At 51.3% G+C, this 22,576-nt stretch carries 22 protein-coding genes and 1 pseudogene; 12 read left to right on the top strand and 11 right to left on the bottom strand.

The genetic code is table 11. The features are described from left to right. Positions 1-45 precede the first annotated feature (45 nt). From crr to cysZ, 5 genes are all read right to left on the bottom strand, one after another. Complete coding sequence (gene crr / locus K7R23_RS14590) at positions 46-555, bottom strand: PTS glucose transporter subunit IIA (RefSeq protein ID WP_012906565.1); 510 nt, start codon at positions 553-555, stop codon at positions 46-48. Positions 556-595: 40 nt separating this feature from the next. Next, on the bottom strand, positions 596-2,323 hold the full coding sequence (ptsI, locus tag K7R23_RS14595) for a phosphoenolpyruvate-protein phosphotransferase PtsI (RefSeq protein WP_012906564.1): 1,728 nt from the start codon (positions 2,321-2,323) through the stop codon (positions 596-598). Positions 2,324-2,369: 46 nt separating this feature from the next. Continuing rightward, the gene (gene ptsH / locus K7R23_RS14600) at positions 2,370-2,627 is read right to left on the bottom strand and encodes a phosphocarrier protein Hpr (protein WP_000487600.1); all 258 of its coding nucleotides are present in this window, start codon (positions 2,625-2,627) and stop codon (positions 2,370-2,372) included. A gap of 381 nt (positions 2,628-3,008) precedes the next feature. Then, positions 3,009-3,980 carry a cysteine synthase A gene (cysK, locus tag K7R23_RS14605; protein ID WP_012906563.1) on the bottom strand — a complete coding sequence of 324 codons (972 nt, stop codon included), beginning with the start codon at positions 3,978-3,980 and terminating at the stop codon, positions 3,009-3,011. Positions 3,981-4,143: 163 nt separating this feature from the next. Continuing rightward, on the bottom strand, positions 4,144-4,905 hold the full coding sequence (gene cysZ, locus K7R23_RS14610) for a sulfate transporter CysZ (RefSeq protein ID WP_012906562.1): 762 nt from the start codon (positions 4,903-4,905) through the stop codon (positions 4,144-4,146). A gap of 230 nt (positions 4,906-5,135) precedes the next feature. On the opposite strand from cysZ, the gene zipA reads away from it, so the two are divergent. The 3 genes from zipA (at position 5,136) to K7R23_RS14625 (ending at position 8,438) form a co-directional block, all read left to right on the top strand. Then, the gene (gene zipA, locus K7R23_RS14615; protein WP_012906561.1) at positions 5,136-6,131 is read left to right on the top strand and encodes a cell division protein ZipA; all 996 of its coding nucleotides are present in this window, start codon (positions 5,136-5,138) and stop codon (positions 6,129-6,131) included. Positions 6,132-6,202: 71 nt separating this feature from the next. After that, on the top strand, positions 6,203-8,218 hold the full coding sequence (gene ligA / locus K7R23_RS14620; RefSeq protein WP_012906560.1) for an NAD-dependent DNA ligase LigA: 2,016 nt from the start codon (positions 6,203-6,205) through the stop codon (positions 8,216-8,218). Position 8,219: 1 nt separating this feature from the next. Then, entirely contained in the window at positions 8,220-8,438 is a 219-nt protein-coding gene (locus tag K7R23_RS14625) for a DUF3820 family protein (RefSeq protein WP_024132758.1), read from the top strand. Here the strand turns inward: K7R23_RS14625 and K7R23_RS14630 are convergent. Beyond that, the gene (locus K7R23_RS14630; RefSeq protein ID WP_012906558.1) at positions 8,435-9,433 is read right to left on the bottom strand and encodes a bile acid:sodium symporter family protein; all 999 of its coding nucleotides are present in this window, start codon (positions 9,431-9,433) and stop codon (positions 8,435-8,437) included. The genes K7R23_RS14625 and K7R23_RS14630 overlap by 4 nt on opposite strands. Before the next feature lie 89 nt (positions 9,434-9,522). On the opposite strand from K7R23_RS14630, the gene K7R23_RS14635 reads away from it, so the two are divergent. Beyond that, complete coding sequence (locus K7R23_RS14635) at positions 9,523-10,449, top strand: LysR family transcriptional regulator (RefSeq protein WP_012906557.1); 927 nt, start codon at positions 9,523-9,525, stop codon at positions 10,447-10,449. Between the two features lie 350 nt (positions 10,450-10,799). Beyond that, positions 10,800-11,426, top strand: a complete 627-nt coding sequence (locus tag K7R23_RS14640) for a hypothetical protein (protein ID WP_024132757.1) — start codon at positions 10,800-10,802, stop codon at positions 11,424-11,426. Positions 11,427-12,655: 1,229 nt separating this feature from the next. Here K7R23_RS14640 and K7R23_RS14645 read toward each other — a convergent pair. Beyond that, positions 12,656-13,093: a hypothetical protein gene (locus K7R23_RS14645; RefSeq protein ID WP_024132756.1), complete on the bottom strand. Its 438-nt coding sequence runs from the start codon at positions 13,091-13,093 to the stop codon at positions 12,656-12,658. A 55-nt stretch (positions 13,094-13,148) separates the two neighbouring features. Here K7R23_RS14645 and tnpA point away from each other — a divergent pair, with 55 nt between their 5' ends. The 7 genes and pseudogenes from tnpA (at position 13,149) to K7R23_RS14680 (ending at position 17,300) form a co-directional block, all read left to right on the top strand. Further along, positions 13,149-13,826, top strand: coding sequence for an IS66-like element accessory protein TnpA (gene tnpA, locus K7R23_RS14650; protein ID WP_012904569.1), 678 nt, complete (start codon positions 13,149-13,151; stop codon positions 13,824-13,826). Then, positions 13,826-14,173 carry an IS66 family insertion sequence element accessory protein TnpB gene (tnpB, locus tag K7R23_RS14655; protein ID WP_012904570.1) on the top strand — a complete coding sequence of 116 codons (348 nt, stop codon included), beginning with the start codon at positions 13,826-13,828 and terminating at the stop codon, positions 14,171-14,173. The genes tnpA and tnpB overlap by 1 nt, the downstream gene beginning before the upstream one ends. Positions 14,174-14,192: 19 nt before the next feature. After that, on the top strand, positions 14,193-15,764 hold the full coding sequence (locus tag K7R23_RS14660; RefSeq protein WP_012904571.1) for an IS66-like element ISCro1 family transposase: 1,572 nt from the start codon (positions 14,193-14,195) through the stop codon (positions 15,762-15,764). Positions 15,765-15,953: 189 nt separating this feature from the next. Further along, positions 15,954-16,364: a hypothetical protein gene (locus tag K7R23_RS14665; RefSeq protein ID WP_012906554.1), complete on the top strand. Its 411-nt coding sequence runs from the start codon at positions 15,954-15,956 to the stop codon at positions 16,362-16,364. Between the two features lie 117 nt (positions 16,365-16,481). Further along, positions 16,482-16,568, top strand: a pseudogene (locus K7R23_RS25980) (hypothetical protein); the annotation flags it as partial. A gap of 99 nt (positions 16,569-16,667) precedes the next feature. Next, positions 16,668-17,021 (top strand): hypothetical protein, encoded by a 354-nt coding sequence (locus K7R23_RS14675; RefSeq protein WP_231851612.1) that lies wholly within the window; start codon positions 16,668-16,670, stop codon positions 17,019-17,021. A 12-nt stretch (positions 17,022-17,033) separates the two neighbouring features. After that, complete coding sequence (locus K7R23_RS14680) at positions 17,034-17,300, top strand: hypothetical protein (protein WP_012906552.1); 267 nt, start codon at positions 17,034-17,036, stop codon at positions 17,298-17,300. Positions 17,301-17,592: 292 nt separating this feature from the next. Here K7R23_RS14680 and yfaE read toward each other — a convergent pair whose 3' ends face one another. The 4 genes from yfaE to ubiG form a co-directional block, all read right to left on the bottom strand. Further along, positions 17,593-17,847, bottom strand: a complete 255-nt coding sequence (yfaE, locus tag K7R23_RS14685; protein ID WP_012906551.1) for a class I ribonucleotide reductase maintenance protein YfaE — start codon at positions 17,845-17,847, stop codon at positions 17,593-17,595. Further along, positions 17,847-18,977: a class Ia ribonucleoside-diphosphate reductase subunit beta gene (nrdB, locus tag K7R23_RS14690; RefSeq protein ID WP_012906550.1), complete on the bottom strand. Its 1,131-nt coding sequence runs from the start codon at positions 18,975-18,977 to the stop codon at positions 17,847-17,849. The genes yfaE and nrdB overlap by 1 nt, the downstream gene beginning before the upstream one ends. 114 nt (positions 18,978-19,091) lie before the next feature. Then, positions 19,092-21,377: a class 1a ribonucleoside-diphosphate reductase subunit alpha gene (nrdA, locus tag K7R23_RS14695; protein WP_012906549.1), complete on the bottom strand. Its 2,286-nt coding sequence runs from the start codon at positions 21,375-21,377 to the stop codon at positions 19,092-19,094. A gap of 380 nt (positions 21,378-21,757) precedes the next feature. After that, complete coding sequence (gene ubiG / locus K7R23_RS14700) at positions 21,758-22,486, bottom strand: bifunctional 2-polyprenyl-6-hydroxyphenol methylase/3-demethylubiquinol 3-O-methyltransferase UbiG (RefSeq protein ID WP_012906548.1); 729 nt, start codon at positions 22,484-22,486, stop codon at positions 21,758-21,760. Positions 22,487-22,576 lie beyond the last annotated feature (90 nt).

The raw sequence follows: 22,576 nt of genomic DNA on the forward strand, positions 1-22,576 counted from the left end.
TAAAAAAATAGCGCCCTGAGGCGCTATTTTTCACTGCGGCAAGAATTACTTCTTGATGCGGATAACCGGGGTTTCACCCACGGTCACGCTACCGGACAGTTTAATCAGTTCTTTGATTTCGTCCATGTTGGAGATAACCACCGGCGTCAGGGTAGATTTGGCTTTTTCTTCCAGCAGCGGCAGATCGAATTCAATCACCGGATCGCCAACTTTCACGCGCTGGCCTTCTTCAGCGATACGCCTGAAGCCTTCGCCTTTCAGTTCAACGGTGTCGATACCGAAGTGGACAAACAGCTCGATACCGCTATCGGATTCGATAGAGAACGCATGGTTGGTTTCAAAGATTTTGCCGATGGTGCCGTCAACAGGCGCAACCATTTTGTTACCGGTCGGTTTGATGGCGATACCATCACCAACGATTTTTTCAGCAAAAACTACATCCGGCACGTCTTCGATGTTGACGATCTCGCCAGAGAGCGGAGCAACAATCTCAATAGTTCCGGTGTCTTTCTTATCATCAGAAACCAGAGATTTCAGTTTATCGAACAAACCCATGATCTTCTCCTAAGCAGTAAATTGGGCCGCATCTCGTGGATTAGCAGATTGTTTTTTCTTCAATGAACTTGTTAACCAGCGTCATTAACTCGTCCGTTGTCGGTTGAGCAAGAGCCTGCTCTGCTAACACCTTCGCATCTTTGAAGTTCGTGTTACGGATAATCTTCTTAATGCGCGGAATGGAAATGGCGCTCATAGAGAATTCGTCCAGGCCCATCCCCAGCAACAGAAGTGTAGCACGTTCGTCGCCTGCAAGCTCACCGCACATGCCAGTCCATTTACCTTCTGCATGAGAAGCATCAATAACTTGCTTAATCAAGTTCAGTACGGACGGTGACATTGGCTGGTAAAGATGTGAAATCATATCATTACCACGGTCAACCGCCAGAGTGTACTGCGTTAAATCATTGGTGCCGATACTAAAGAAATCAACTTCTTTGGCTAAATGACGCGCAATGGTCGCCGCTGCTGGTGTTTCCACCATCACGCCGATCTCAATGGTTTCGTCAAAAGCTTTACCTTCGTCACGCAGTTCCTGTTTGTAGATCTCAATCTCTTTCTTCAGTGCGCGCACTTCTTCAACAGAGATGATCATCGGGAACATAATGCGCAATTTACCGAAAGCGGACGCGCGCAGGATAGCGCGAATCTGATCGCGCAGGATCTCTTTGCGGTCCATGGCGATACGCACGGCGCGCCAGCCGAGGAACGGGTTCTCTTCTTTCGGGAAGTTCATGTACGGCAGCTCTTTGTCGCCGCCGATGTCCATGGTGCGCACGATAACCGCCTGCGAGCCGCAGGCTTCAGCAACGGCTTTATACGCGGCAAACTGCTCTTCTTCAGTCGGCAGCGCGTCGCGGTCCATGAACAGGAATTCAGTACGATACAGACCAACGCCTTCCGCACCGTTACGCTCTGCGCCTTCAACGTCGCGCACGGTACCGATGTTCGCGCACACTTCAACCTGATGTCCGTCCAGCGTGATCGCCGGCAGATCTTTCAGTTTCGCCAGTTCCGCTTTCTCGGTAGCAACCTGCTCCTGAACGGCGCGCAGTTTTTCAATTTCTTCGTTGGTCGGGTTGACGTAAACCAGGTTGTTTACGGCATCCAGAATCAGATAGTCGTCGTTTTTCACCTGCGAGGTGACACTGCCGGTCCCGACAATCGCTGGCAGCTCCAGGGAACGCGCCATGATAGAGGTGTGGGAAGTACGGCCACCCGCGTCGGTAATGAAACCCAGCACCTTTTGCAGGTTCAGCTGCGCGGTTTCGGACGGGGTCAGGTCGGCGGCAACCAGGATGACTTCATCTTTGATGGCGCTCAGGTCGATAATGGCCAGACCCAGGATGTTGCGCAGCAGGCGCTTTCCGATGTCGCGTACGTCAGCCGCACGCTCTTTCAGGTATTCGTCATCCAACTCTTCCAGGGCAGAGGCCTGACCTTCGATAACTTCATGGGCGGCTGCGTCAGCCGTCATGTGCTTATCTTTAATCAGGGCTATGATTTCCTGCTCCAGCTCCTCATCTTCGAGCAGCATGATATGCCCCTCAAAAATGGCTTCTTTTTCTTCACCGAACGTTTCACCAGCTTTAGTTTTGATCGCTTCTAATTGCGCAGATGCCTTGGCACGACCGCTCAGAAAACGTTCAACTTCCTGATCAACCTTGTCGGCAGAAATTTTTTTCCGGTCAATGACGATTTCGTCTTCTTTCAGCAGAAGTGCTTTGCCGAAAGCGATACCCGGAGATGCTAAAATGCCTGAAATCATAACCCTACCTTACTTGTGACTGATTTTTAAAAGAACCCGGAAAAACTTATTCCAGTTCCGCCATCAGCTTGACCAGATGTTCAACCGCTTTCTGCTCGTCTTCACCTTCTGCGGAGATGGTGACAACGGTGCCCTGAGTCAGGCCCAGAGTTTGCAGTTTGAACAGGCTTTTTGCGCTGGCGCTTTTGCCGTTGGAAGTCACAGTAATCTCAGAAGTGAAGCCTTTCGCTTCTTTAACAAACTGAGCAGCAGGGCGGGTATGCAGACCGTTCGGAGCGGTAATGGTAACTTCTTGCTGGAACATTGTATTTCCCCAACTTATAGGTTTAGTGTTGTGGAACTAAAGTCTAGCCTGGCGGTTTGACTTTAGCCTGTATTGTTAGCGCCGGCGTAAACGGGCGCGACACACCAGGTGTATACGCCATCCGTTGCTGGCAACCTCTGGCCGCTGACGTTTCGCTCGTCATTAAACATTATGCCGCGAAATCAAGACTTGAACCAAATCATAAAATCGATTCAGCAAGCAGTTTTCCTGTAACGATTAATTTCGCGCTTCAAAATAATTAGTCTGGTTAAATACCAGAGCCAACGGGGTGAAGCAATGCCAGGAGGGGTGAAAGTTTGAAGCAGGCCACAAAAAAGCACCTGAAAAGGTGCTTTTTTACGCGTTTTTAACATACTGGCATTACTGTTGCAGTTCTTTCTCGGTAAAGAGATCGGCAAACAGTGCGGTGCTCAGATAACGCTCACCCGAAGACGGTAGGATAACCACAATATTCTTATTGGTAAAGGCTTCATCTTCCTGCAGCTTAAGCGCAGCGGCGACGGCGGCGCCGGAGGAGATGCCGGCCAGAATACCTTCTTCTTCCATCAGGCGACGCGCGGTAGAGATCGCCTCTTCGTTAGTGATGCCGATGACTTTATCAATCAGCTTCAAATCGAGGTTGCCCGGAATAAAACCTGCGCCGATACCCTGAATTTTATGCGGGCCGGGTTTTAATTCTTCGCCCGCCAGCGCCTGCGCGATGACCGGGGAGTCCGTCGGTTCAACCGCGACCGTAATCAGGTCAGATTTACCTTTGGTGCCTTTAATGTAGCGGGAGACGCCGGTCAGGGTGCCGCCGGTGCCGACGCCGGAAATGAAAACGTCCACCTGGCCGTCGGTATCTTCCCAGATTTCCGGACCGGTGGTTTTTTCATGAATTTCCGGGTTCGCCGGGTTGCTGAACTGCTGAAGCAGCAGGTATTTTTCCGGGTCGCTGGCGACAATCTCTTCGGCTTTCTGAATCGCGCCCTTCATGCCTTTCGCGCCTTCGGTAAGCACCAAGTTGGCGCCCAGTGCTTTCAACAGCTTACGGCGCTCAATGCTCATGGTTTCCGGCATGGTCAGCGTCAGCTTGTAACCGCGCGCGGCCGCCACGTAGGCCAGCGCGATACCGGTGTTACCGCTGGTCGGCTCCACCAGCTCAACGCCGGCTTTCAGTACGCCGCGCTTTTCGGCATCCCAAATCATATTGGCACCGATACGGCATTTCACGCTAAAGCTCGGGTTACGTGATTCCACCTTCGCCAGAATGCGTCCGTTACCGATACGGTTCAGTCGAACCAGCGGCGTATGACCGATAGTCAGCGAGTTATCTTCAAAAATCTTACTCATGGCCTGTCCTTAACTGTATGAAATTGGGATACCTTCCCAGCATACCCGTCAGGCAGATATGCGGAAGTAAGGAATTCGCATATCTATATGCTGTGAAGAAATAATGACGATCAGTATGGAATAAGAAACGGCATATCGACGCTTTTAACGCAATATTTTTACGTTATTTCCATAACGCATGTTTCCCACGGTAGCAGTCGACCCACATCGCCGTCGCGCCACATACCGCCACCGGCATGATAAATAAATTCAGCACCGGGATCAGGGTAAACAGGCTGGTGAGCGCGCCGAACTGCATGTTCGCGACCTTACGGGCGCGCAGAGCGGCACGCATCTCCTTAAACGGCACCTTATGGTTATCAAAGGGATAATCGCAGTACTGAATCGCCAGCATCCAGGCGCTGAAGAGGAACCACAGCACAGGCGCGACAGTCTGGCCGATGCCGGGAATGAAATAGAGGATCAGCAGCACAATCGCGCGCGGTAAATACCAGGCAAACTTCTGCCATTCGCGTTTCATAATTCGCGGCAGGTCCTTCATGATGCCCATTACGCCGGTATCCGGCGGTGTGGCGCCCGTCAGGCGGGCTTCCAGCTGTTCCGCCAGCAGGCCGTTGAACGGCGCGGCAATCCAGTTGGCCAGCGTCGAGAAAAAGTAGCCGAATACCAGCAGGACGGAGATCACCGCGATTGGCCAGAGCAGATAGCTCAGCCACTGCAGCCAGTCCGGAACGTGGCTCATTAATGACGGGATCCAGACATCCAGCTGCGTAAACAACCACCAGAACGCTGCGCCCATCAGCACGATATTGACCAGCAGAGGTAAAATGACAAAGCGACGGATTCCGTGTTGCGAAACCAGTTTCCACCCCTGAGCGAAGTAATAAACGCCGCTGCGTGGCGTAGCGATGGATGATGACACCATAGTCGGGACTGACTCCTTTTCGTAATAGTCCTGGATGGACCCGGCTATCTTACCGGGTTATCGTACGCGGGACAGTTCAGAAATGTTCGAAAAAACAGCAAAAAGCACGATTTCCTTCATCTTTATGCTGTGAAAGCTAAGAGTACACTTGCACTTGACGTAATCGGCAAATACTCTTAGTGAGTAAATGTTTGCCGTGGTGGCAAGGTGTTAGAACAACAGAGAATATAATGATGCAGGATTTGCGTCTGATATTAATCATTGTTGGCGCGATCGCCATAATCGCTTTACTGGTGCATGGTTTCTGGACCAGCCGTAAAGAACGATCTTCTATGTTCCGCGATCGTCCACTGAAACGCATGAAATCTAAACGCGACGATGAGCCGTTTGATGACGACATCGACGCTGACGAAGGCGTGGGCGAAGTTCGTGTTCACCGCGTTAATCATGCCCCAGGCAACCCGCAGGAGCATGAAGCGCCTCGCCAGTCGCCGCAACACCAGTACCAGCCGCCTTATGCGTCTGCGCAGCCGCGTCAGCCCGTTGCGCCGCCGTCACAAGCGCCGGTCCAGCAGCCCCACGGCCAGCGTCCGCCGCAGCCGGTACAACAGCCGCAGCCTGCGCCACAGCAACCCGTACAGCAGCCTGTTCCGCAGCAGCCTGCCGCGCCTCACGCGCAGCCTGAGTCGCAAACGGCGCCTTCTGCCCCGCAGCCCGCGCCGCAGACCTTCCAGCCCGCCGAGCCGGTAGCGGAACCGCAGCCTGAGCCGGTTGTTGAAGAAGCCCCGGCCCCGGAAAAACCGCAGCGTAAAGAAGCGGTCATCATCATGAACGTCGCGGCCCACCAGGGAAGCACGCTCAATGGCGAGGTGCTGCTTAACAGCATTCAGCAGGCCGGGTTTAAATTCGGCGACATGAATATTTTCCACCGCCATCTGAGTCCGGATGGCAGCGGTCCGGCGCTGTTCAGCCTTGCCAATATGGTCAATCCGGGAACGTTTGATCCAGAAATGACTGATTTCACGACGCCTGGCGTAACCATCTTTATGCAGGTGCCGTCTTACGGCGACGAACTGCAAAACTTCAAGCTGATGTTGCAGTCTGCCCAGCATATCGCCGATGAAGTTGGCGGCGTGGTGCTTGACGATCAACGCAGGATGATGACGCCGCAAAAACTTCGTGAGTATCAGGACCGTATCCGCGAAGTGAAGGACGCTAACGCCTGATACACTAAAGGCACGACACTGTTTCTCTGAACCCCCGCCTGTCGGGGGTTTTTTATCATTGATGGTGCGATATGGAATCAATCGAACAACAACTGACAGAACTGCGAACCACGCTTCGCCATCATGAGTATCTTTACCATGTGATGGATGCGCCAGAGGTTCCCGATGCGGAATACGATCGTCTTATGCGCGAACTGCGCGAACTGGAGGCGCAACACCCGGAACTGATTACGCCCGACTCCCCGACCCAACGGGTAGGGGCGGCGCCGTTAACCTCTTTCAGCCAGATTCGCCACGAAGTGCCGATGCTGTCGCTGGATAACGTTTTCGATGAAGAGAGCTTTCTGGCGTTTAACAAGCGCGTGCAGGATCGTTTAAAGAGCAGCGATAAGCTGACCTGGTGCTGCGAGCTGAAGCTGGACGGTCTGGCGGTTAGTATTCTTTATGAAAACGGCGTTCTGGTCAGGGCCGCGACCCGTGGTGACGGAACTACCGGCGAAGACATTACCGCCAACGTGAGAACTATCCGCGCTATTCCGCTGCGGCTGCATGGCGAGAACATTCCGGCGCGTCTGGAAGTGCGCGGCGAGGTCTTTTTACCCCAGGCCGGATTTGAAAAAATTAACGAAGAAGCGCGTCGCACCGGCGGCAAGGTCTTTGCTAACCCACGTAATGCGGCGGCCGGTTCGCTGCGCCAGCTCGATCCGCGAATCACGGCGAAGCGACCGCTGACTTTCTTCTGCTACGGCATTGGCATTCTGGAAGGTGGCGAGCTGCCGGATACTCATCTGGGCCGCCTGATGCAGTTTAAGGCCTGGGGTCTGCCGGTCAGCAATCGCGTGACGCTCTGCGACTCGCCGGAAGAGGTGCTGGCGTTCTACCATAAGGTGGAAGAAGACCGTCCGACGCTGGGCTTCGACATTGACGGCGTGGTGATCAAGGTCAACTCGCTGGCTCTTCAGGAGCAACTGGGCTACGTAGCCCGCGCGCCGCGCTGGGCGGTGGCGTTTAAGTTTCCGGCGCAGGAACAGATGACCTCTGTCCGCGACGTGGAGTTTCAGGTCGGGCGCACTGGCGCCATTACTCCCGTCGCGCGACTGGAGCCGGTACAGGTGGCGGGAGTGCTGGTGAGTAATGCCACGCTGCATAACGCCGACGAGATTGAACGACTTGGCCTGCGTATCGGCGATAAGGTGGTGATTCGCCGGGCGGGGGATGTGATCCCGCAGGTGGTGAACGTGGTGCTCTCCGAGCGTCCGGCGGAAACGCGCCCGGTGGTCTTTCCAGCCCAGTGTCCGGTGTGTGGTTCTGACGTGGAGCGCGTGGAGGGCGAAGCGGTGACTCGCTGCACCGGCGGCTTAATCTGCGCGGCGCAGCGTAAAGAGTCGCTGAAGCACTTCGTTTCCCGCCGCGCGATGGACGTCGACGGGATGGGCGATAAAATCATCGACCAGCTGGTTGAGAAAGAGTATGTGCACACCCCTGCGGATCTGTTCAGGCTGACCGCGGGCAAACTGACCGGACTGGATCGCATGGGGCCGAAGTCGGCGCAAAACGTCGTGGATGCGCTGGAAAAAGCGAAAGAGACGACTTTTGCGCGCTTCCTGTATGCGCTGGGCATCCGGGAAGTGGGGGAGGCTACCGCTGCGGGGCTTGCCGCGTTCTTCGGCACTCTGGAAGCCCTGGAAGCGGCCTCCATCGAAGAGCTGCAAAAGGTGCCGGACGTGGGCATCGTGGTGGCGACCCATGTGTTCAACTTCTTTGCCGAAGAGAGCAACCGCGACGTCATCAGGCAACTGCTGGCGGAAGGCGTGCACTGGCCTGCGCCGGTGGCGATTAAGGCGGAAGAGATCGACAGTCCCTTCGCCGGAAAGACGGTGGTATTGACCGGTAGCCTGAGTCAGATGTCACGGGATGACGCCAAAGCGCGTCTGGTGGCGCTGGGGGCGAAAGTGGCGGGCAGCGTATCTAAGAAAACCGATCTGGTGATTGCCGGTGAAGCGGCCGGTTCTAAGCTTGCGAAAGCGCAGGAGCTGGGGATCGAGGTGATTGACGAAGCGGAAATGCTCCGCCTGCTGGGTGCCTGAGATGGAAAAAGAGCAGCTTGTCGACATCGCCAATACGGTGATTCCGTTCGGTAAATATAAAGGGCAGCGCCTGATTGATGTGCCGGAGGAGTATTTACTGTGGTTTGCCCGCAAAGATGAATTTCCGCCGGGCAAACTGGGTGAGCTGATGCAAATTACGCTGCTGATCAAGACTGAGGGGCTGACGCAGCTGGTTCAGCCCCTGAAGCGTCCGCTTTAAACTTTTGCGGCGCGGCTGTCCTGCTGCGCCTGCAACTGTTCGCTCTGGCGCTTATAGCGACGCGCCATCACTGCGCAGACCATCAACTGAATCTGATGGAAAATCATAAGCGGCAGCACCATCATCCCAATCACTGAGGTCGGAAACAGGATGTTAGCCATCGGCACGCCGTTGGCCAGGCTCTTTTTCGATCCGCAGAAAACAATGGTGATTTCGTCCGCTTTATTAAAGCCGCATTTACGGGCGACAAAAATGTTAACCGCAATGACGATAGCCAGCAGCACAATGCTCACCACCACGATAAACAGCAGCGAACCCCAGCCCACTTTGTGCCAGATGCCGTTTACTACCGCTTCGCTGAAGGCGGAATAGACCACCAGCAGTATTGAAGTCTGATCGGTTTTCGCAATCCATTTTTTGTTTTTCGCCACCCAATTCCCGATCCACGGACGTGACAGATGCCCGAGCACAAACGGCAGCAGCAGTTGCAGCATGATTTTGCCAACCTGCTCAAGGCTGCCTTCCGCGCCATGCATATTCATCACCAGGCCGACCAGCAGCGGTGACAGGAAGATTCCCAACAGGCTGGACGCGGAAGCGGAGCAGACTGCTGCCGCAACGTTACCGCCCGCTAGTGAGGTAAACGCGATAGCCGACTGAACGGTGGCAGGCAGAATGCACAGATAGAGGAAGCCGGTATAAAGCATCGGATCGACATTAACCGGCGCCCACCAGGCAAACAGTACGCCGAGCGCGGGAAACAAAATAAAGGTGCTGCACATCACCCACAGGTGTAAACGCCAGTGGCTTCCGCCAGCGATAATGGCTTCACGTGAGAGCTTTGCGCCGTGCATAAAAAACAGCAGCGCAATGGCGGCAGTGGTGATCCCTTCCACGACCGGGACAAAACCGCCTTCAGCCGGGAAAAAAGACGCCAGCAACACGACCGCGATCAGGGTCAGGGTAAACGGATCAAGGATACGAAAAATTTTCATACATACTCCATGAATTCGGTGCCCTCATTTTGCGTTTTTCATTTTGAGAAATAAAATCGATTTATTGCATCTATATATGAATCTAGTCGATGAATTATTCTCTGCGCCAACTTCGTGTGTTTGTTACCGTCGCTCAGGAAAAAAGCTTCAGCCGGGCGGGGGAGTGTATTGGTCTGAGCCAGTCGGCGGTCAGCCACAGCATTAAAGAGCTGGAGCGCCAGACGGGCGTGAAGCTGCTGGACCGAACCACGCGGGAAGTGGTGCTGACCGCCGCGGGGCAGCAGCTGGCCGGGCGACTGGAGCGGTTGCTGGATGAACTGCACATTACGCTACGGGATGCGGGCAGGGTGGGGACGCAGCTTACGGGCACGGTACGCGTGGCGGCCAGCCAGACGATTTCCGCGCATTTGATCCCGCAATGTATTGCCCGCAGCAATCAGGATTATCCGGCGATCGATTTTGTTTTGCACGATCGGCCCCAGCAGTGGGTGCTGGAGAGTATCCGTCAGGGCGAAGTGGATTTCGGCATTGTCATCGATCCCGGTGCGGTAAGCGATTTGCAGTGTGAGGCGGTACTGTCGGAACCATTTCTTCTGTTATGCCACGAGGATCATCCGCTGGTGCGACGGGAGTGGGTGAGCTGGCAGGATTTACAGCAGGAACGGCTGGTATTGCAGGATTACGCTTCAGGAAGCCGTCCGCTGATTGACGCGGCGCTTGCCCGTTTTGCGATTAAAGCGAATATCGTTCAGGAGATTGGACACCCCGCAACGCTATTTCCGATGGTGGAGGCGGGGATTGGCATCAGCATTTTGCCCGCACTGGCCCTCCCACTGCCTCAGGGAAGCCATTTGCAGGTGAAGCGTCTTACGCCGGTAGTGGAAAGGCAATTAATGCTGGCGAGGCGCAAGAACCGCTCGCTGTCGACCGCCGCCCAGGCGCTGTGGAACGTCGTGCGCACCCAGGCAGGCGAGTTAACCGCGCAACGCGCTAAGGACCCGCTTTATCAGCTATAGCGTGGCGGAGGCGTTGAATGATGGCGCTTATCCGTCTTTTGAAACCGACTTGTAGGCCGGATAAGGTGTCGCCGCCATCCGGCATGGAATAGCGCAGACAGCAAAAAGGTGCGTTCAGGAGGCTTTTCACATAGGTGGGTTTTGTTGATTTTGCCCTTACTTATGCTTTGTAAAAATTCCAAAAACACAAACAGAGCGATGGGGGTAAATCTTTCGTAAATCTACAGCAGTATAAAAGTTTCTAAATATCAAATGGTTATATCAATCAATCGCACTCAACATTTATGTCTTGAGCTTTTATGCGAAATATAATAATTATAACGAAAGAGCCAATAAAAATGGAGATCGCAATGAGGGAACACATATTAAGAAACTGCTTTTTTGAAAGCGATACCACCATATTAAGAAATAATATGTTGCAAATGAATGCTTCTGCAGACAAAGATGAGGTTATATTCAGAAAATTAACATCTGATGAGATTAAATTAGCAGAAAGTGTATTCCGGGACGTTATTAAATATAATAGAGTTAAAATATATCGTGGAAGTGGAAAAACTGTAGCACAGTCAAAAATCATGACTCAGCCTCGAAATGGAGGTGTTATTGTTGCTATAAATGAGTATCGCGAAGATTTCTCTACTGGCTATGATAACTTTCATGAGTCAGCTAAATCTACTCATTTATTTATACTTGCTATGGCATTTGTCTGGCAATATTACCGATATGATTCATCTTTCTGCGATCCATATACTTCAACGAATGTTTATCAGTATAGTTTCAATAAGCCATCATTTAACTTTTATACGCTCGAACAACAGGCTTCTATTATTGCTGATTATTGGTTACTAAATAAATATAGTATACAGACGTACGAAGAGTTAACCGGCTGTCGGGATTATGAAAGAAATAATTTAAATTTTAAATCCAGTCTGTTAAAAGAATACAAGAAAATCCTAAAACATATCTTTAGTATATAGTTGGCTTTCCATTTTGGCTACTTCAATTCTGACGTGGCCGAAATGTTATTGTGCTTGCTCACATTGTGCATCTGGCTTTTAAAACTATTAAAAAATGCTGCTGAGAACCAGACATAGATTTCAGATAATCTCTGGATAATTCATCCGTCCCCTCGAAATATAATATTCCAGGTGGGATTGTTCTGGGCAGGGGCATAACCTGGGCAAGCAGAAATTTTAATCACTTTAATGTCTTCTTTCTATTAACAGGAAGATTACCCAACCTTTTTTCATAAAATAAAGCAAGTGAATTATTGCATTATTTTAGTTCCGCTGTGCGTTAATGGCGTGAGGCTACCCGGCATGTAACCTCTGCTTCTCAATCTCCTTCGATTAAGGATATCTACACTCTGTTTGAGATTTATAGGTATCATCTCCAGTCGGAGAGGAACGATATTTTTGGCTGTATTCTAAAGCTATTTTTTGTGCTTCAATAAATTCTTCGCTACTCATTTTTTTAGGAAGAGTATTTAACTCATTTTTGGAAGCTTTAGAGCCATTAATATATGCTGCATAATACCAAGCATAAGCTTTTTTATAATTACAAACATTTCAGGTGTGAGTGATGTACTGGAGCAAGCTTATAGAATATTCTTCTATTGCATAGAACAAAAAAAGTGTCAAGATTTGTAGAAGGCAACCTTAGTGTATCTATAACAAACAGGCCTCGATAGGTTTGTATTAAGATTAACCCCTTCTTTCAGAACAACTGGAGTCGATGACATATATTCGTATCATTTCATAATACAATCTGCCTTCGCATCATACACTTTGTACGGTATAGCTAAATAAATCACTTAATATTGCGTGGTTCATCTTTGACCATAGCGGTTCTTTTTGTCCTGATATTTCCTGCAAGTTATAGGTATTAAAAAAAACCACTGAATATACCCTGGAATAAACAGAAAAAACCACACTAAAATTAAATAAACATAATTAACATCATACATTATATCTTCTATAGAGAATACTGACATAAAAAAATAAAAAATAATAAACATTAACCCTGAAATTATAATGCCGGATGGGAAAGTCAATAGAAACATTGAATAAACCAAAAAATCTTCAATATCACTATTTTTCCGCCCATCAAAGAATAATAAAGTGATAATTAAAACCACAGTTACCATACTCAACCATGAAAATTTTAGGGTATTTATCAATAACTTCTTATTTATTAATGACATAATTCACCATAATCTATTAAACCAGCCCATAGGAAGGTTGTTTGTGCGACAAGACTTTTGGCAACTTTCCAATACTTCTTCCGACCAATCCTGGCAATCTATACCGAAAGGAATTTGATACCATGGCCGTTTTTTATTTTCCACTCTATTTTTAACACATTCATCTACGCATTTCTGATCATCTACTTGCTTACAGGCTCCATTTTCACCCGACGGCCACGTGTCATTCGTTGCTTTCCCGCGGCTTCCAGGAAGAAATGCTCCTCCAGATCTATCCTGTCCACCACAAATATATTCTCCATTACCATCATCTATACATAGATATTGGTGATAAAATGGATTTCCCCAAATATCAGGCCCACTGCGTGTCCCGTTACCACCTAAAGAATGCAAGGGGATCATACACATATATGTGTTTAAACCTAATGGATCTGTGTCCATGAGTAAGCGTCTCATTTAAACCGTCTGGTCTGTTTCCTCCGGCTCCACAAAAATAATGTCCATCATTTTTAGTGGACACTATCGTATGGAATACCGGACCTGGATTACTGAAGCTTTACGCCTTCACTTCGAAGAACATTTACCTCGGGTTGTGGCCGGACGTCGCCTGGGTGTACCAAAATCAACAGTTTGTAGTATGTTCGTGCGCTTTCGGAGAGCTGGCCTTTCGTGGCCTTTGCCCGCAGGCATGTCGGAGCAGGAACTTGATGCCTGCCTTTACGGACAATTTTCCACGGTACCAGTCGTACGTCCTGAAAGCACCGTTATATCCGAAACCCCCGTGGTAAAAAAACGTCCCCGGCGGCCCAACTTCCCTTATGAGTTTAAAATCGCCTTAGTGGAGCAGTCACTGCAGCCCGGAGCCTGTGTGGCGCAGATCGCCCGGGAAAACGGAATCAACGATAACCTGCTCTTCAACTGGCGCCATCAATACCGGAAAGGTGGCCTGCTGCCTTCCGGAAAAAATATGCCGGCACTGCTTCCCGTGACGTTAACGCCGGAGCCGGATAATAAAATCCCGGCCCCCGCACAGGAACCAGAGCAGATAAATACACCGTCCGACAGTCTGTGTTGTGAGCTGGTTCTGCCGGCCGGAACTCTCAGGCTTAAAGGTAAACTGACGCCGGCGTTATTACAGACACTTATCCGCGAAATAAAAGGGAGCAGCCACTGATGATATCTCTCCCTGCAGGTTCGCGTATCTGGCTGGTTGCAGGTATCACCGATATGCGAAATGGCTTTAACGGCCTGGCATCAAAAGTTCAGAACGTCCTGAAGGATGACCCGTTCTCCGGACACCTGTTCATCTTCCGCGGACGCCGGGGTGACCAGATAAAAGTGTTGTGGGCTGACAGTGACGGACTGTGCCTCTTCACCAAACGCCTGGAGCGGGGCCGCTTCATCTGGCCAGTCACCCGTGACGGCAAGGTGCACCTTACTCCGGCTCAGTTATCCATGCTTCTTGAAGGTATCAACTGGAAGCACCCGAAACGAACGGAACGCGCTGGAATCCGCATATAACCCGTTGTAAAGTGAGGATATGGACACCTCACTTGCTCATGAGAACGCCCGCCTGCGGGCACTGTTGCAGACGCAACAGGACACCATCCGCCAGATGGCCGAATACAACCGCCTGCTCTCACAGCGGGTGGCGGCTTATGCTTCCGAAATCAACCGGCTGAAGGCGCTGGTTGCGAAACTGCAACGTATGCAGTTCGGTAAAAGCTCAGAAAAACTTCGCGCAAAAACCGAACGGCAGATACAGGATGCACAGGAGAGAATCAGCGCACTTCAGGAAGAAATGGCTGAAACGCTGGGTGAGCAATATGACCCGGCACTGCCATCCGCCCTGCGCCAGTCTTCAGCCCGTAAACCGTTACCGGCCTCACTTCCCCGTGAAACCCGGGTTATCCGGCCGGAAGAGGAATGCTGTCCTGCCTGTGGTGGTGAACTCAGTTCTCTGGGATGTGATGTGTCAGAGCAACTGGAGCTTATCAGCAGCGCCTTTAAGGTTATCGAAACACAACGTCCGAAACTGGCCTGTTGCCGGTGCGACCATATCGTGCAGGCACCAGTACCTTCAAAACCCATTGCACGCAGTTATGCCGGAGCGGGGCTTCTGGCCCATGTTGTCACCGGGAAATATGCAGACCATCTGCCGTTATACCGCCAGTCAGAAATATACCGTCGTCAGGGAGTGGAGCTGAGCCGTGCCACACTGGGGCGCTGGACAGGTGCTGTTGCTGAACTGCTGGAGCCGCTGTATGACGTCCTGCGCCAGTATGTGCTGATGCCCGGTAAAGTCCATGCTGATGATATCCCCGTCCCGGTCCAGGAGCCGGGCAGCGGTAAAACCCGGACAGCCCGGCTGTGGGTCTACGTCCGTGATGACCGTAACGCCGGTTCACAGATGCCCCCGGCGGTCTGGTTCGCGTACAGCCCGGACCGGAAAGGCATACATCCACAGAATCACCTGTCCGGTTACAGCGGAGTGCTTCAGGCCGATGCTTACGGTGGCTACCGGGCGTTATACGAATCCGGCAGAATAACGGAAGCCGCGTGTATGGCCCATGCCCGGAGAAAAATCCACGATGTGCATGCAAGAGCGCCAACCGATATCACCACGGAAGCCCTGCAGCGTATCGGTGAACTGTATGCCATCGAAGCAGAAGTCCGGGGATGTTCAGCAGAACAGCGTCTGGCGGCAAGAAAAGCCAGAGCTGCGTCACTGATGCAGTCACTGTATGACTGGATACAGACTCAGATGAAAACACTGTCGCGTCACTCGGATACGGCAAAAGCGTTCGCATACCTGCTGAAACAGTGGGATAGCCTGAACGTGTACTGCAGTAATGGCTGGGTGGAAATCGACAACAACATCGCAGAGAACGCCTTAAGGGGAGTGGCCGTAGGCCGGAAAAACTGGCTGTTCGCGGGTTCTGACAGCGGTGGCGAACATGCGGCGGTGTTGTACTCGCTGATCGGCACATGCCGTCTGAACAATGTGGAGCCAGAAAAATGGCTGCGTTACGTCATTGAGCATATCCAGGACTGGCCGGCAAATCGGGTACGCGATCTGTTGCCCTGGAAAGTTGATCTGAGCTCTCAGTAAATATCAATACGGTTCTGGCGAGCCGCTTACACAGCTACGGATTCTGCTATTGATGGTATCAAAGGAGTCATAGATGCTCACTCCACGGGAATAACATGTGGTTCAAAGAGTGGTTATCAGTGCTTTAAAGATTCTGAAATGACTCAAAAATCAGGAGAAAAATTATGTGGAAAAAGGTAACAAAGTTAAATGGATAAGTATATAAAAAAATTCTCGGAATTACCGCCAAGAGTTGGAGTGGCACTTTCATATATTATTTGTATAAATATTTGTGCATTTGCAAGGAATTCTCTTAAGATTATCCTTTGGTATATGTTTAGAGAGTCTTATCAAAGTCATTGGTTAATTGTTTTTTTTAACTCAATGGCTTATTCTATAATGTTTTTATGTGGATGCCTTACAGGTTTTTTAATACATAAAAACTCTATTTTTCATTCCTCACTAGCTGTAGCTCTAGGTGTTATGTTTACTTATTTAGTTTCGGGGATAGGTCAAAATGAGTATATTTTACTTCTTGAAGGTGCTCTAACAGGTGCTGTTTTAGGTGGAATAGGGGGAGGGGGGGCTCTAATAATAAGAAAGTTCTGGCGTTCGAAATGAAAAAATTGAAACATTTCAACCGCCTGCTATTTTTACTACCACGACGCGCATGGAAGACGGGCGGAAAAGGATGAGCGGCGTATCCGCGACGGCGGCAGCCTCAGCCACCATTATCATTACGATAACCGGCACCGGCTGGAGCGTTATCTCCGCACGCAGCAGGGACGGTATATTACGCAGGATCTGATTGGACTTAGAGGGGGATAGAATCCCTATACGTATCCGTTAAATCCGGTCACAGAATCAGATCCGCTGGGATTGTGGGCTTTCGCAATCCCGGCCATACTTGAAGGAGTCAACTGGTTGCTTGTCGGTAGTGCGGCAGCAGGTGGTGCAGTCCTGGCTACATCCGGGGATTCAGAACAAAGCAACGCAAGAAATGAAAATTTGTTAAATTGTAAAGAAAAGAAAACCTGTCCGCCTTGTGAAACGGTGAGTGGGAAAATTGTGGCAAAAGGCACTACTGGTTATCGTCATGATTTGGTTCCTCCAGGAAAGCCTCACTATCCATTTACAGGCGACCATTATAATCTCTACAAAGCAAATCAGAATCCCAATAATTGCCGTTGCTTTTGGAAAGAAACCGGAGCTGCTGATGCTTCTAATGGACTTCCACCTCCAGTGGGTTCCATACCTATAGAACCGTTTATTTTCTAGAGAGAATTAAAAATGAAATATTCAGATGGTAGTAATATTTTATTAGGAGACATCGTGACTCTTGGAGGTGGAATGACAGGTATTGTTGTTTGTAATTTTGAGGAAGGGTGGTTTACACAGGATTTCGATAAAGATGAATGGCGTGATTATACAACAGGAGTAATGATAGCCTCTAATCAAGCTGGGCTTGTGTATTATCCCGAAGAGAGTGTAGACTTATCTCTTATAAGAAGAGCAACAGTACATCCTTCTCACAAAGAGAAAAATAAAAAATGTTAATATATCACAGTTATCATCGTGGCTGGCGCTGTTGTTGATACGCCAGGTTGGAAAATTTTCCTGATAACTAGAATTTGATGAAGTGGTGATGTGCTGCGAGAAGGTAAAAAGAATAAGATAAGTATTGGAAAAATAAAGAACTAATTGAGATGAATTAAACATCAACAAGGCCTGAAATATATGTTGGTGCAGGTATCGGGACCTTCCTCCTGACCTTCTCCCTGAATAGCAGTGAAGATTGAGTAGTATCTGTCTTTTCCTTAGAGAAATATCTAAATAACGGGGACACTACCTACTTCTCAATCTCTATATCACCCTTTGCCCTGCAGCAGCAGGGCAAAATCTCTCCCGGCTGGATAAAGGCCAGCGGCTCGGTGAGCCAGTCAACCTGACCGGCAATCAGACGAATGCGACAGGAACCGCAATAACCTTCGCGGCACTGGTATTCAACATCAATATCATGCGACTCAAGCGCGGCGAGCAGGGAAGGGTGTTCATCCTGGCACAGCAGCTGTGTGCCAGTGATGCGCAGCGTAATGCGTCCCATCAGAGCTGGAAGTTACTCAGATCGTCGGTATCGACTTCGGAGTCGATCTGACCGACCAGGTAAGAACTCACCTCCACTTCCTGCGGCGCCACTTGCACGTTGTCAGACACCAGCCAGGTGTTGATCCACGGGATCGGGTTGGAGCGCGTCTGGAACGGCAGATCCAGGCCGACTGCCTGCATACGGATGTTGGTGATGTATTCCACGTACTGGCACAGAATGTCTTTGTTCAGACCAATCATCGAACCGTCGCGGAACAGATAATCCGCCCACTCTTTTTCCTGCAGCGCCGCCTGAACAAACAGGTCATAGCACTCCTGTTTGCACTCTTCGGCAATTTCCGCCATTTCCGGATCGTCAGCGCCGCTGCGCAGCAGATTCAGCATGTGCTGAGTGCCGGTCAGGTGCAGGGCCTCGTCACGGGCGATCAGACGGATGATTTTGGCGTTGCCTTCCATCAGCTCGCGCTCGGCGAAGGCAAAGGAGCAGGCAAAGCTGACGTAGAAGCGAATGGCTTCCAGCGCGTTAACGCTCATCAGGCACAGATAGAGCTTTTTCTTCAGCTCGCGCAGATTGACGGTGACGGTTTTGCCGTTCACCGTGTGCGTGCCTTCGTCCAGCAGGTGCCAGTAGCTGGTCATCTCAATCAGCTCATCGTAATAGCTGGAGATACCTTCCGCGCGCTTCTGGATCTGTTCGTTGGTGACGATATCGTCAAACACCACCGCCGGATCGTTGACGATGTTGCGGATGATGTGGGTGTAGGAACGCGAATGGATAGTTTCAGAGAAGGCCCAGGTTTCCACCCAGGTTTCCAGCTCCGGAATGGAGATCAGCGGCAGCAGCGCCACGTTCGGGCTGCGGCCCTGAATCGAGTCCAGCAGCGTCTGATACTTCAGGTTGCTGATAAAAATGTGTTTTTCGTGTTCCGGCAGCGCCTGATAGTCAATGCGATCGCGGGAAACGTCAACTTCTTCCGGACGCCAGAAGAAGGAGAGCTGTTTTTCAATCAGCTTTTCGAAGATGTCATATTTTTGCTGGTCGTAGCGTGCCACGTTGACCGGCTGGCCAAAGAACATCGGCTCTTTGAGCTGATCGTTTTTCGTCTGTGAAAAAGTGGTGTAAGCCATTGAAGTGAGTCCTGTCAGCTGTGTAATGCCGGATGGCGCTTCGCTTATCCGGCCTACAACATCCGATTGATTTTGTAGGCCGGATAAGGCTTTTCGCCGCCATCCGGCAACAGATTAAATCTTACATGCGCCGCTTTCGCAGCCATCATCCTGGATGGAAGGCACCAGATCGTCCTGAGCATCTTCCGCGCCGTCGCGGGTGTTCTGATAGTACAGCGTCTTCACGCCAAACTTATAGGCGGTGAGCAGGTCTTTCAGCAACTGCTGCATCGGTACTTTTCCGGACGGGAAGCGCGACGGATCGTAGTTGGTGTTGGCGGAGATCGACTGGTCGATAAACTTCTGCATGATGCCGACCAGCTGTAGGTAGCCATCGTTGCCCGGCATTTCCCACAGCAGTTCGTAGGCGTTGCCCAGATGTTCGTAGTCCGGCACCACCTGACGCAGAATCCCGTCTTTCGATGCTTTGATGCTGACGTAACCGCGCGGCGGTTCAATCCCGTTGGTGGCGTTGGAAATCTGCGACGAGGTTTCGGACGGCATCAGCGCGGAAAGCGTGGAGTTACGCAGACCGTGGGTCTTGATCGACTCACGCAACGCTTCCCAGTCGAAATGCAGCGGTTCGCTGGCGATCGCATCCAGGTCTTTCTTATAGGTATCGATCGGCAGAATACCTTGCGCGTAAGTGGTTTCGTTAAACCACGGGCAGGCGCCCTGCTCAATAGCCAGTTCGTTAGAAGCTTTCAGCAGATAGTACTGAATGGCTTCAAACGTTTTGTGGGTCAGGTTGTTGGCGCTGCCGTCGGAGTAACGCACGCCGTGCTTCGCCAGGTAATAAGCATAGTTAATGACGCCGATACCCAGCGTGCGGCGGCCCATAGCGCCGCGTCTGGCAGCCGGAATCGGGTAGTCCTGGTAATCCAGCAGCGCGTCAAGGGCGCGAACCGCCAGTACCGCCAGATCTTCCAGCTCCTCAAGGCTGTTGATAGCCCCGAGGTTAAATGCAGACAGAGTACACAGCGCGATCTCGCCGTTTTCGTCGTTAACATCCATCAGCGGTTTGGTCGGCAGGGCGATTTCCAGACACAGATTGGACTGGCGTACCGGCGCGACCTGCGGATCGAACGGGCTGTGGGTGTTGCAGTGGTCGACGTTCTGGATGTAGATACGCCCGGTAGAGGCGCGCTCCTGCATCATCAGCGAGAACAGTTCGACCGCCTTGACGCGCTGTTTGCGGATGCTGTCATCTTTTTCGTACTGACAGTACAGACGTTCGAACTCGTCCTGGTCGGCGAAGAACGCGTCGTACAGGCCCGGCATGTCGGACGGGCTGAACAGGGTGATCTCTTCGCCTTTCAGCAGACGGGTGTACATCAATTTGTTGATCTGTACGCCGTAGTCCATGTGACGCACGCGGTTGCCTTCCACGCCGCGGTTGTTTTTCAGCACCAGCAGGCTTTCCACTTCCAGATGCCACATCGGGTAGAACAGCGTTGCCGCGCCGCCGCGTACGCCGCCCTGCGAGCAGGACTTCACTGCGGTCTGGAAGTGCTTGTAGAACGGGATACAGCCGGTGTGGAACGCTTCGCCGCCGCGAATCGGGCTGCCCAGCGCGCGAATGCGGCCCGCGTTGATGCCGATACCGGCACGCTGGGAAACGTATTTCACAATCGCGCTGGAGGTGGCGTTAATGGAATCCAGACTGTCGCCGCACTCGATCAGCACGCAGGAGCTGAACTGACGCGTCGGGGTGCGCACGCCGGACATAATCGGCGTCGGCAGCGAAATTTTGAACGTCGAAACGGCGTCGTAGAAACGCTTAACGTAATCCAGACGGGTTTCACGCGGGTAGTTCGAGAACAGGCAGGCGGCCACCAGAATATAGAGGAACTGGGCACTTTCGTAGATCTCGCCGGTGACGCGGTTTTGCACCAGATATTTGCCTTCCAGCTGCTTAACGGCGGCGTAGGAGAAGGTCATATCGCGGTCATGTACGATAAACGAGTCCATCTGCTTGAACTCTTCTTCCGTGTAGTCTTCCAGCAGATGATTGTCGTATTTGCCCATTTCAACCATTTTGACCACATGGTCATAGAGCGCGGGCGGCTCGAACTCGCCGTAGGCTTTCTTACGCAGATGGAAGATTGCCAGGCGTGCAGCCAGGTACTGATAGTCCGGCGCGTCGCGGGAGATCAAATCGGCAGCGGCTTTAATGATCGTTTCATGGATATCAGACGTTTTGATACCGTCATAAAACTGGATGTGGGAGCGCAGTTCGACCTGAGAAATGGATACGTTATTCAGTCCTTCTGCCGCCCAATCCAGAACCCGATGGATTTTGTCGAGATTAATGCGCTCTGTACGACCATCACGCTTTGTCACCAGCAGACTCTGATTCATGTGGTTTTTTACCTGTCCGTGAAAGAAAAATATCCCCCGCGTTATCCACAGCGTCGCCTTGTGACTAACTCTGTGGATAAATACTATATGTAGGGGGTGAGTGTTAAAGTAAACGCTATATGGTGAGTATTCTAGTTGGGATTCTTTTCAGCACAAGAGTTGATTTTAGGGTTAAATTGAGGTTGCAAAAGGGTAAGAAAGGCTAAGTGCGCGTCTTATAAGGCCTGGCGGGGATGTCAATAATTCATAAAAAAAATAGATAATTTGATCGAGTGCTGAATTCTTCAACGAAGGCAGAGAAAGATCCTATGACCTGGCGCAAATTTTGTAAGCCTGATAAGCAAAGCGTCATCAGGCGTTGTATTTATGCGCCGTGTCGGTTACTCGGTTTTAGCGGTGGTATGCACCATATAGTTTACATCCACCCCCGGGCCGAGCGTAAAGCGGTCGGTAATCGGGTTATAGTGCAGCCCGGTGATATGCCGCTCCTGGAGCGCCGTTTCGTCCACCCAGCCCAGCAGCTCGGCGGGCTTAATAAATTTTTTCACATCATGCGTGCCTTTTGGCACCATCCGCAGCACGTACTCCGCGCCAACCACCGCCATCAGCCAGGCTTTGCCGTTGCGGTTAATCGTCGAGAAAAAGACCTCGCCGCCGGGTTTGACCAGCTGCGCGCAGGCGCGGACCACCGATTGCGGGTCGGGGACATGTTCCAGCATCTCCATGCAGGTGACGACATCATACTGTCCGGCGTGTTTCGCCGCGTGTTGTTCCACGGTTTCCTGCACATAGTCGACCTGAATACCGCTTTCCAGCGCGTGCAGTTTCGCCACCTGCAACGGCTCTGCGCCCATATCCAGACCGGTTACCGTCGCCCCTTCGCGGGCCATGCTTTCGGCCAGAATGCCGCCGCCGCAGCCGACATCGAGGACCTTTTTACCAAACAGGCCGCCTGAACGCTCGGCGATGTAACCCAGACGCAGCGGGTTAATGCGATGCAGCGGCTTGAATTCGCCTTCCAGATCCCACCAGCGCGACGCGACTGCTTCAAATTTCGCAATTTCTTCGTGGTCGACGTTGTGGTTTACCGGCTGTGTTTCGGCATTCATCAGGGTGATTACTCCTTATATGGTAAGACAAATGAGTATAACAGCCATTTACGCTGAATAAAGCGTCTGGCCCCGTCATCTGTCAGGCCG

Origin of the sequence: Citrobacter rodentium NBRC 105723 = DSM 16636 (genome assembly GCF_021278985.1) — a bacterium.
GTDB lineage: Bacteria > Pseudomonadota > Gammaproteobacteria > Enterobacterales > Enterobacteriaceae > Citrobacter_A > Citrobacter_A rodentium.

Excerpts from the sequence above, each read along its gene's own strand:
- zipA (WP_012906561.1), top strand. The coding sequence starts at position 5,136 with ATGATGCAGGATTTGCGTCTGATATTAATCATTGTTGGCGCGATCGCC.
- K7R23_RS14640 (WP_024132757.1), top strand. The coding sequence starts at position 10,800 with ATGAGGGAACACATATTAAGAAACTGCTTTTTTGAAAGCGATACCACC.
- crr (WP_012906565.1), bottom strand. The coding sequence starts at position 555 with ATGGGTTTGTTCGATAAACTGAAATCTCTGGTTTCTGATGATAAGAAA.
- K7R23_RS14630 (WP_012906558.1), bottom strand. The coding sequence starts at position 9,433 with ATGAAAATTTTTCGTATCCTTGATCCGTTTACCCTGACCCTGATCGCG.
- nrdA (WP_012906549.1), bottom strand. The coding sequence starts at position 21,377 with ATGAATCAGAGTCTGCTGGTGACAAAGCGTGATGGTCGTACAGAGCGC.
- tnpB (WP_012904570.1), top strand. The coding sequence starts at position 13,826 with ATGATATCTCTCCCTGCAGGTTCGCGTATCTGGCTGGTTGCAGGTATC.
- K7R23_RS14680 (WP_012906552.1), top strand. The coding sequence starts at position 17,034 with ATGAAATATTCAGATGGTAGTAATATTTTATTAGGAGACATCGTGACT.
- K7R23_RS14665 (WP_012906554.1), top strand. The coding sequence starts at position 15,954 with ATGGATAAGTATATAAAAAAATTCTCGGAATTACCGCCAAGAGTTGGA.
- K7R23_RS14625 (WP_024132758.1), top strand. The coding sequence starts at position 8,220 with ATGGAAAAAGAGCAGCTTGTCGACATCGCCAATACGGTGATTCCGTTC.
- cysZ (WP_012906562.1), bottom strand. The coding sequence starts at position 4,905 with ATGGTGTCATCATCCATCGCTACGCCACGCAGCGGCGTTTATTACTTC.
- nrdB (WP_012906550.1), bottom strand. The coding sequence starts at position 18,977 with ATGGCTTACACCACTTTTTCACAGACGAAAAACGATCAGCTCAAAGAG.
- K7R23_RS14645 (WP_024132756.1), bottom strand. The coding sequence starts at position 13,093 with ATGGACACAGATCCATTAGGTTTAAACACATATATGTGTATGATCCCC.
- ubiG (WP_012906548.1), bottom strand. The coding sequence starts at position 22,486 with ATGAATGCCGAAACACAGCCGGTAAACCACAACGTCGACCACGAAGAA.
- K7R23_RS14635 (WP_012906557.1), top strand. The coding sequence starts at position 9,523 with ATGAATTATTCTCTGCGCCAACTTCGTGTGTTTGTTACCGTCGCTCAG.
- ligA (WP_012906560.1), top strand. The coding sequence starts at position 6,203 with ATGGAATCAATCGAACAACAACTGACAGAACTGCGAACCACGCTTCGC.
- ptsI (WP_012906564.1), bottom strand. The coding sequence starts at position 2,323 with ATGATTTCAGGCATTTTAGCATCTCCGGGTATCGCTTTCGGCAAAGCA.
- yfaE (WP_012906551.1), bottom strand. The coding sequence starts at position 17,847 with ATGGGACGCATTACGCTGCGCATCACTGGCACACAGCTGCTGTGCCAG.
- tnpA (WP_012904569.1), top strand. The coding sequence starts at position 13,149 with ATGTCCATCATTTTTAGTGGACACTATCGTATGGAATACCGGACCTGG.
- ptsH (WP_000487600.1), bottom strand. The coding sequence starts at position 2,627 with ATGTTCCAGCAAGAAGTTACCATTACCGCTCCGAACGGTCTGCATACC.
- K7R23_RS14660 (WP_012904571.1), top strand. The coding sequence starts at position 14,193 with ATGGACACCTCACTTGCTCATGAGAACGCCCGCCTGCGGGCACTGTTG.
- cysK (WP_012906563.1), bottom strand. The coding sequence starts at position 3,980 with ATGAGTAAGATTTTTGAAGATAACTCGCTGACTATCGGTCATACGCCG.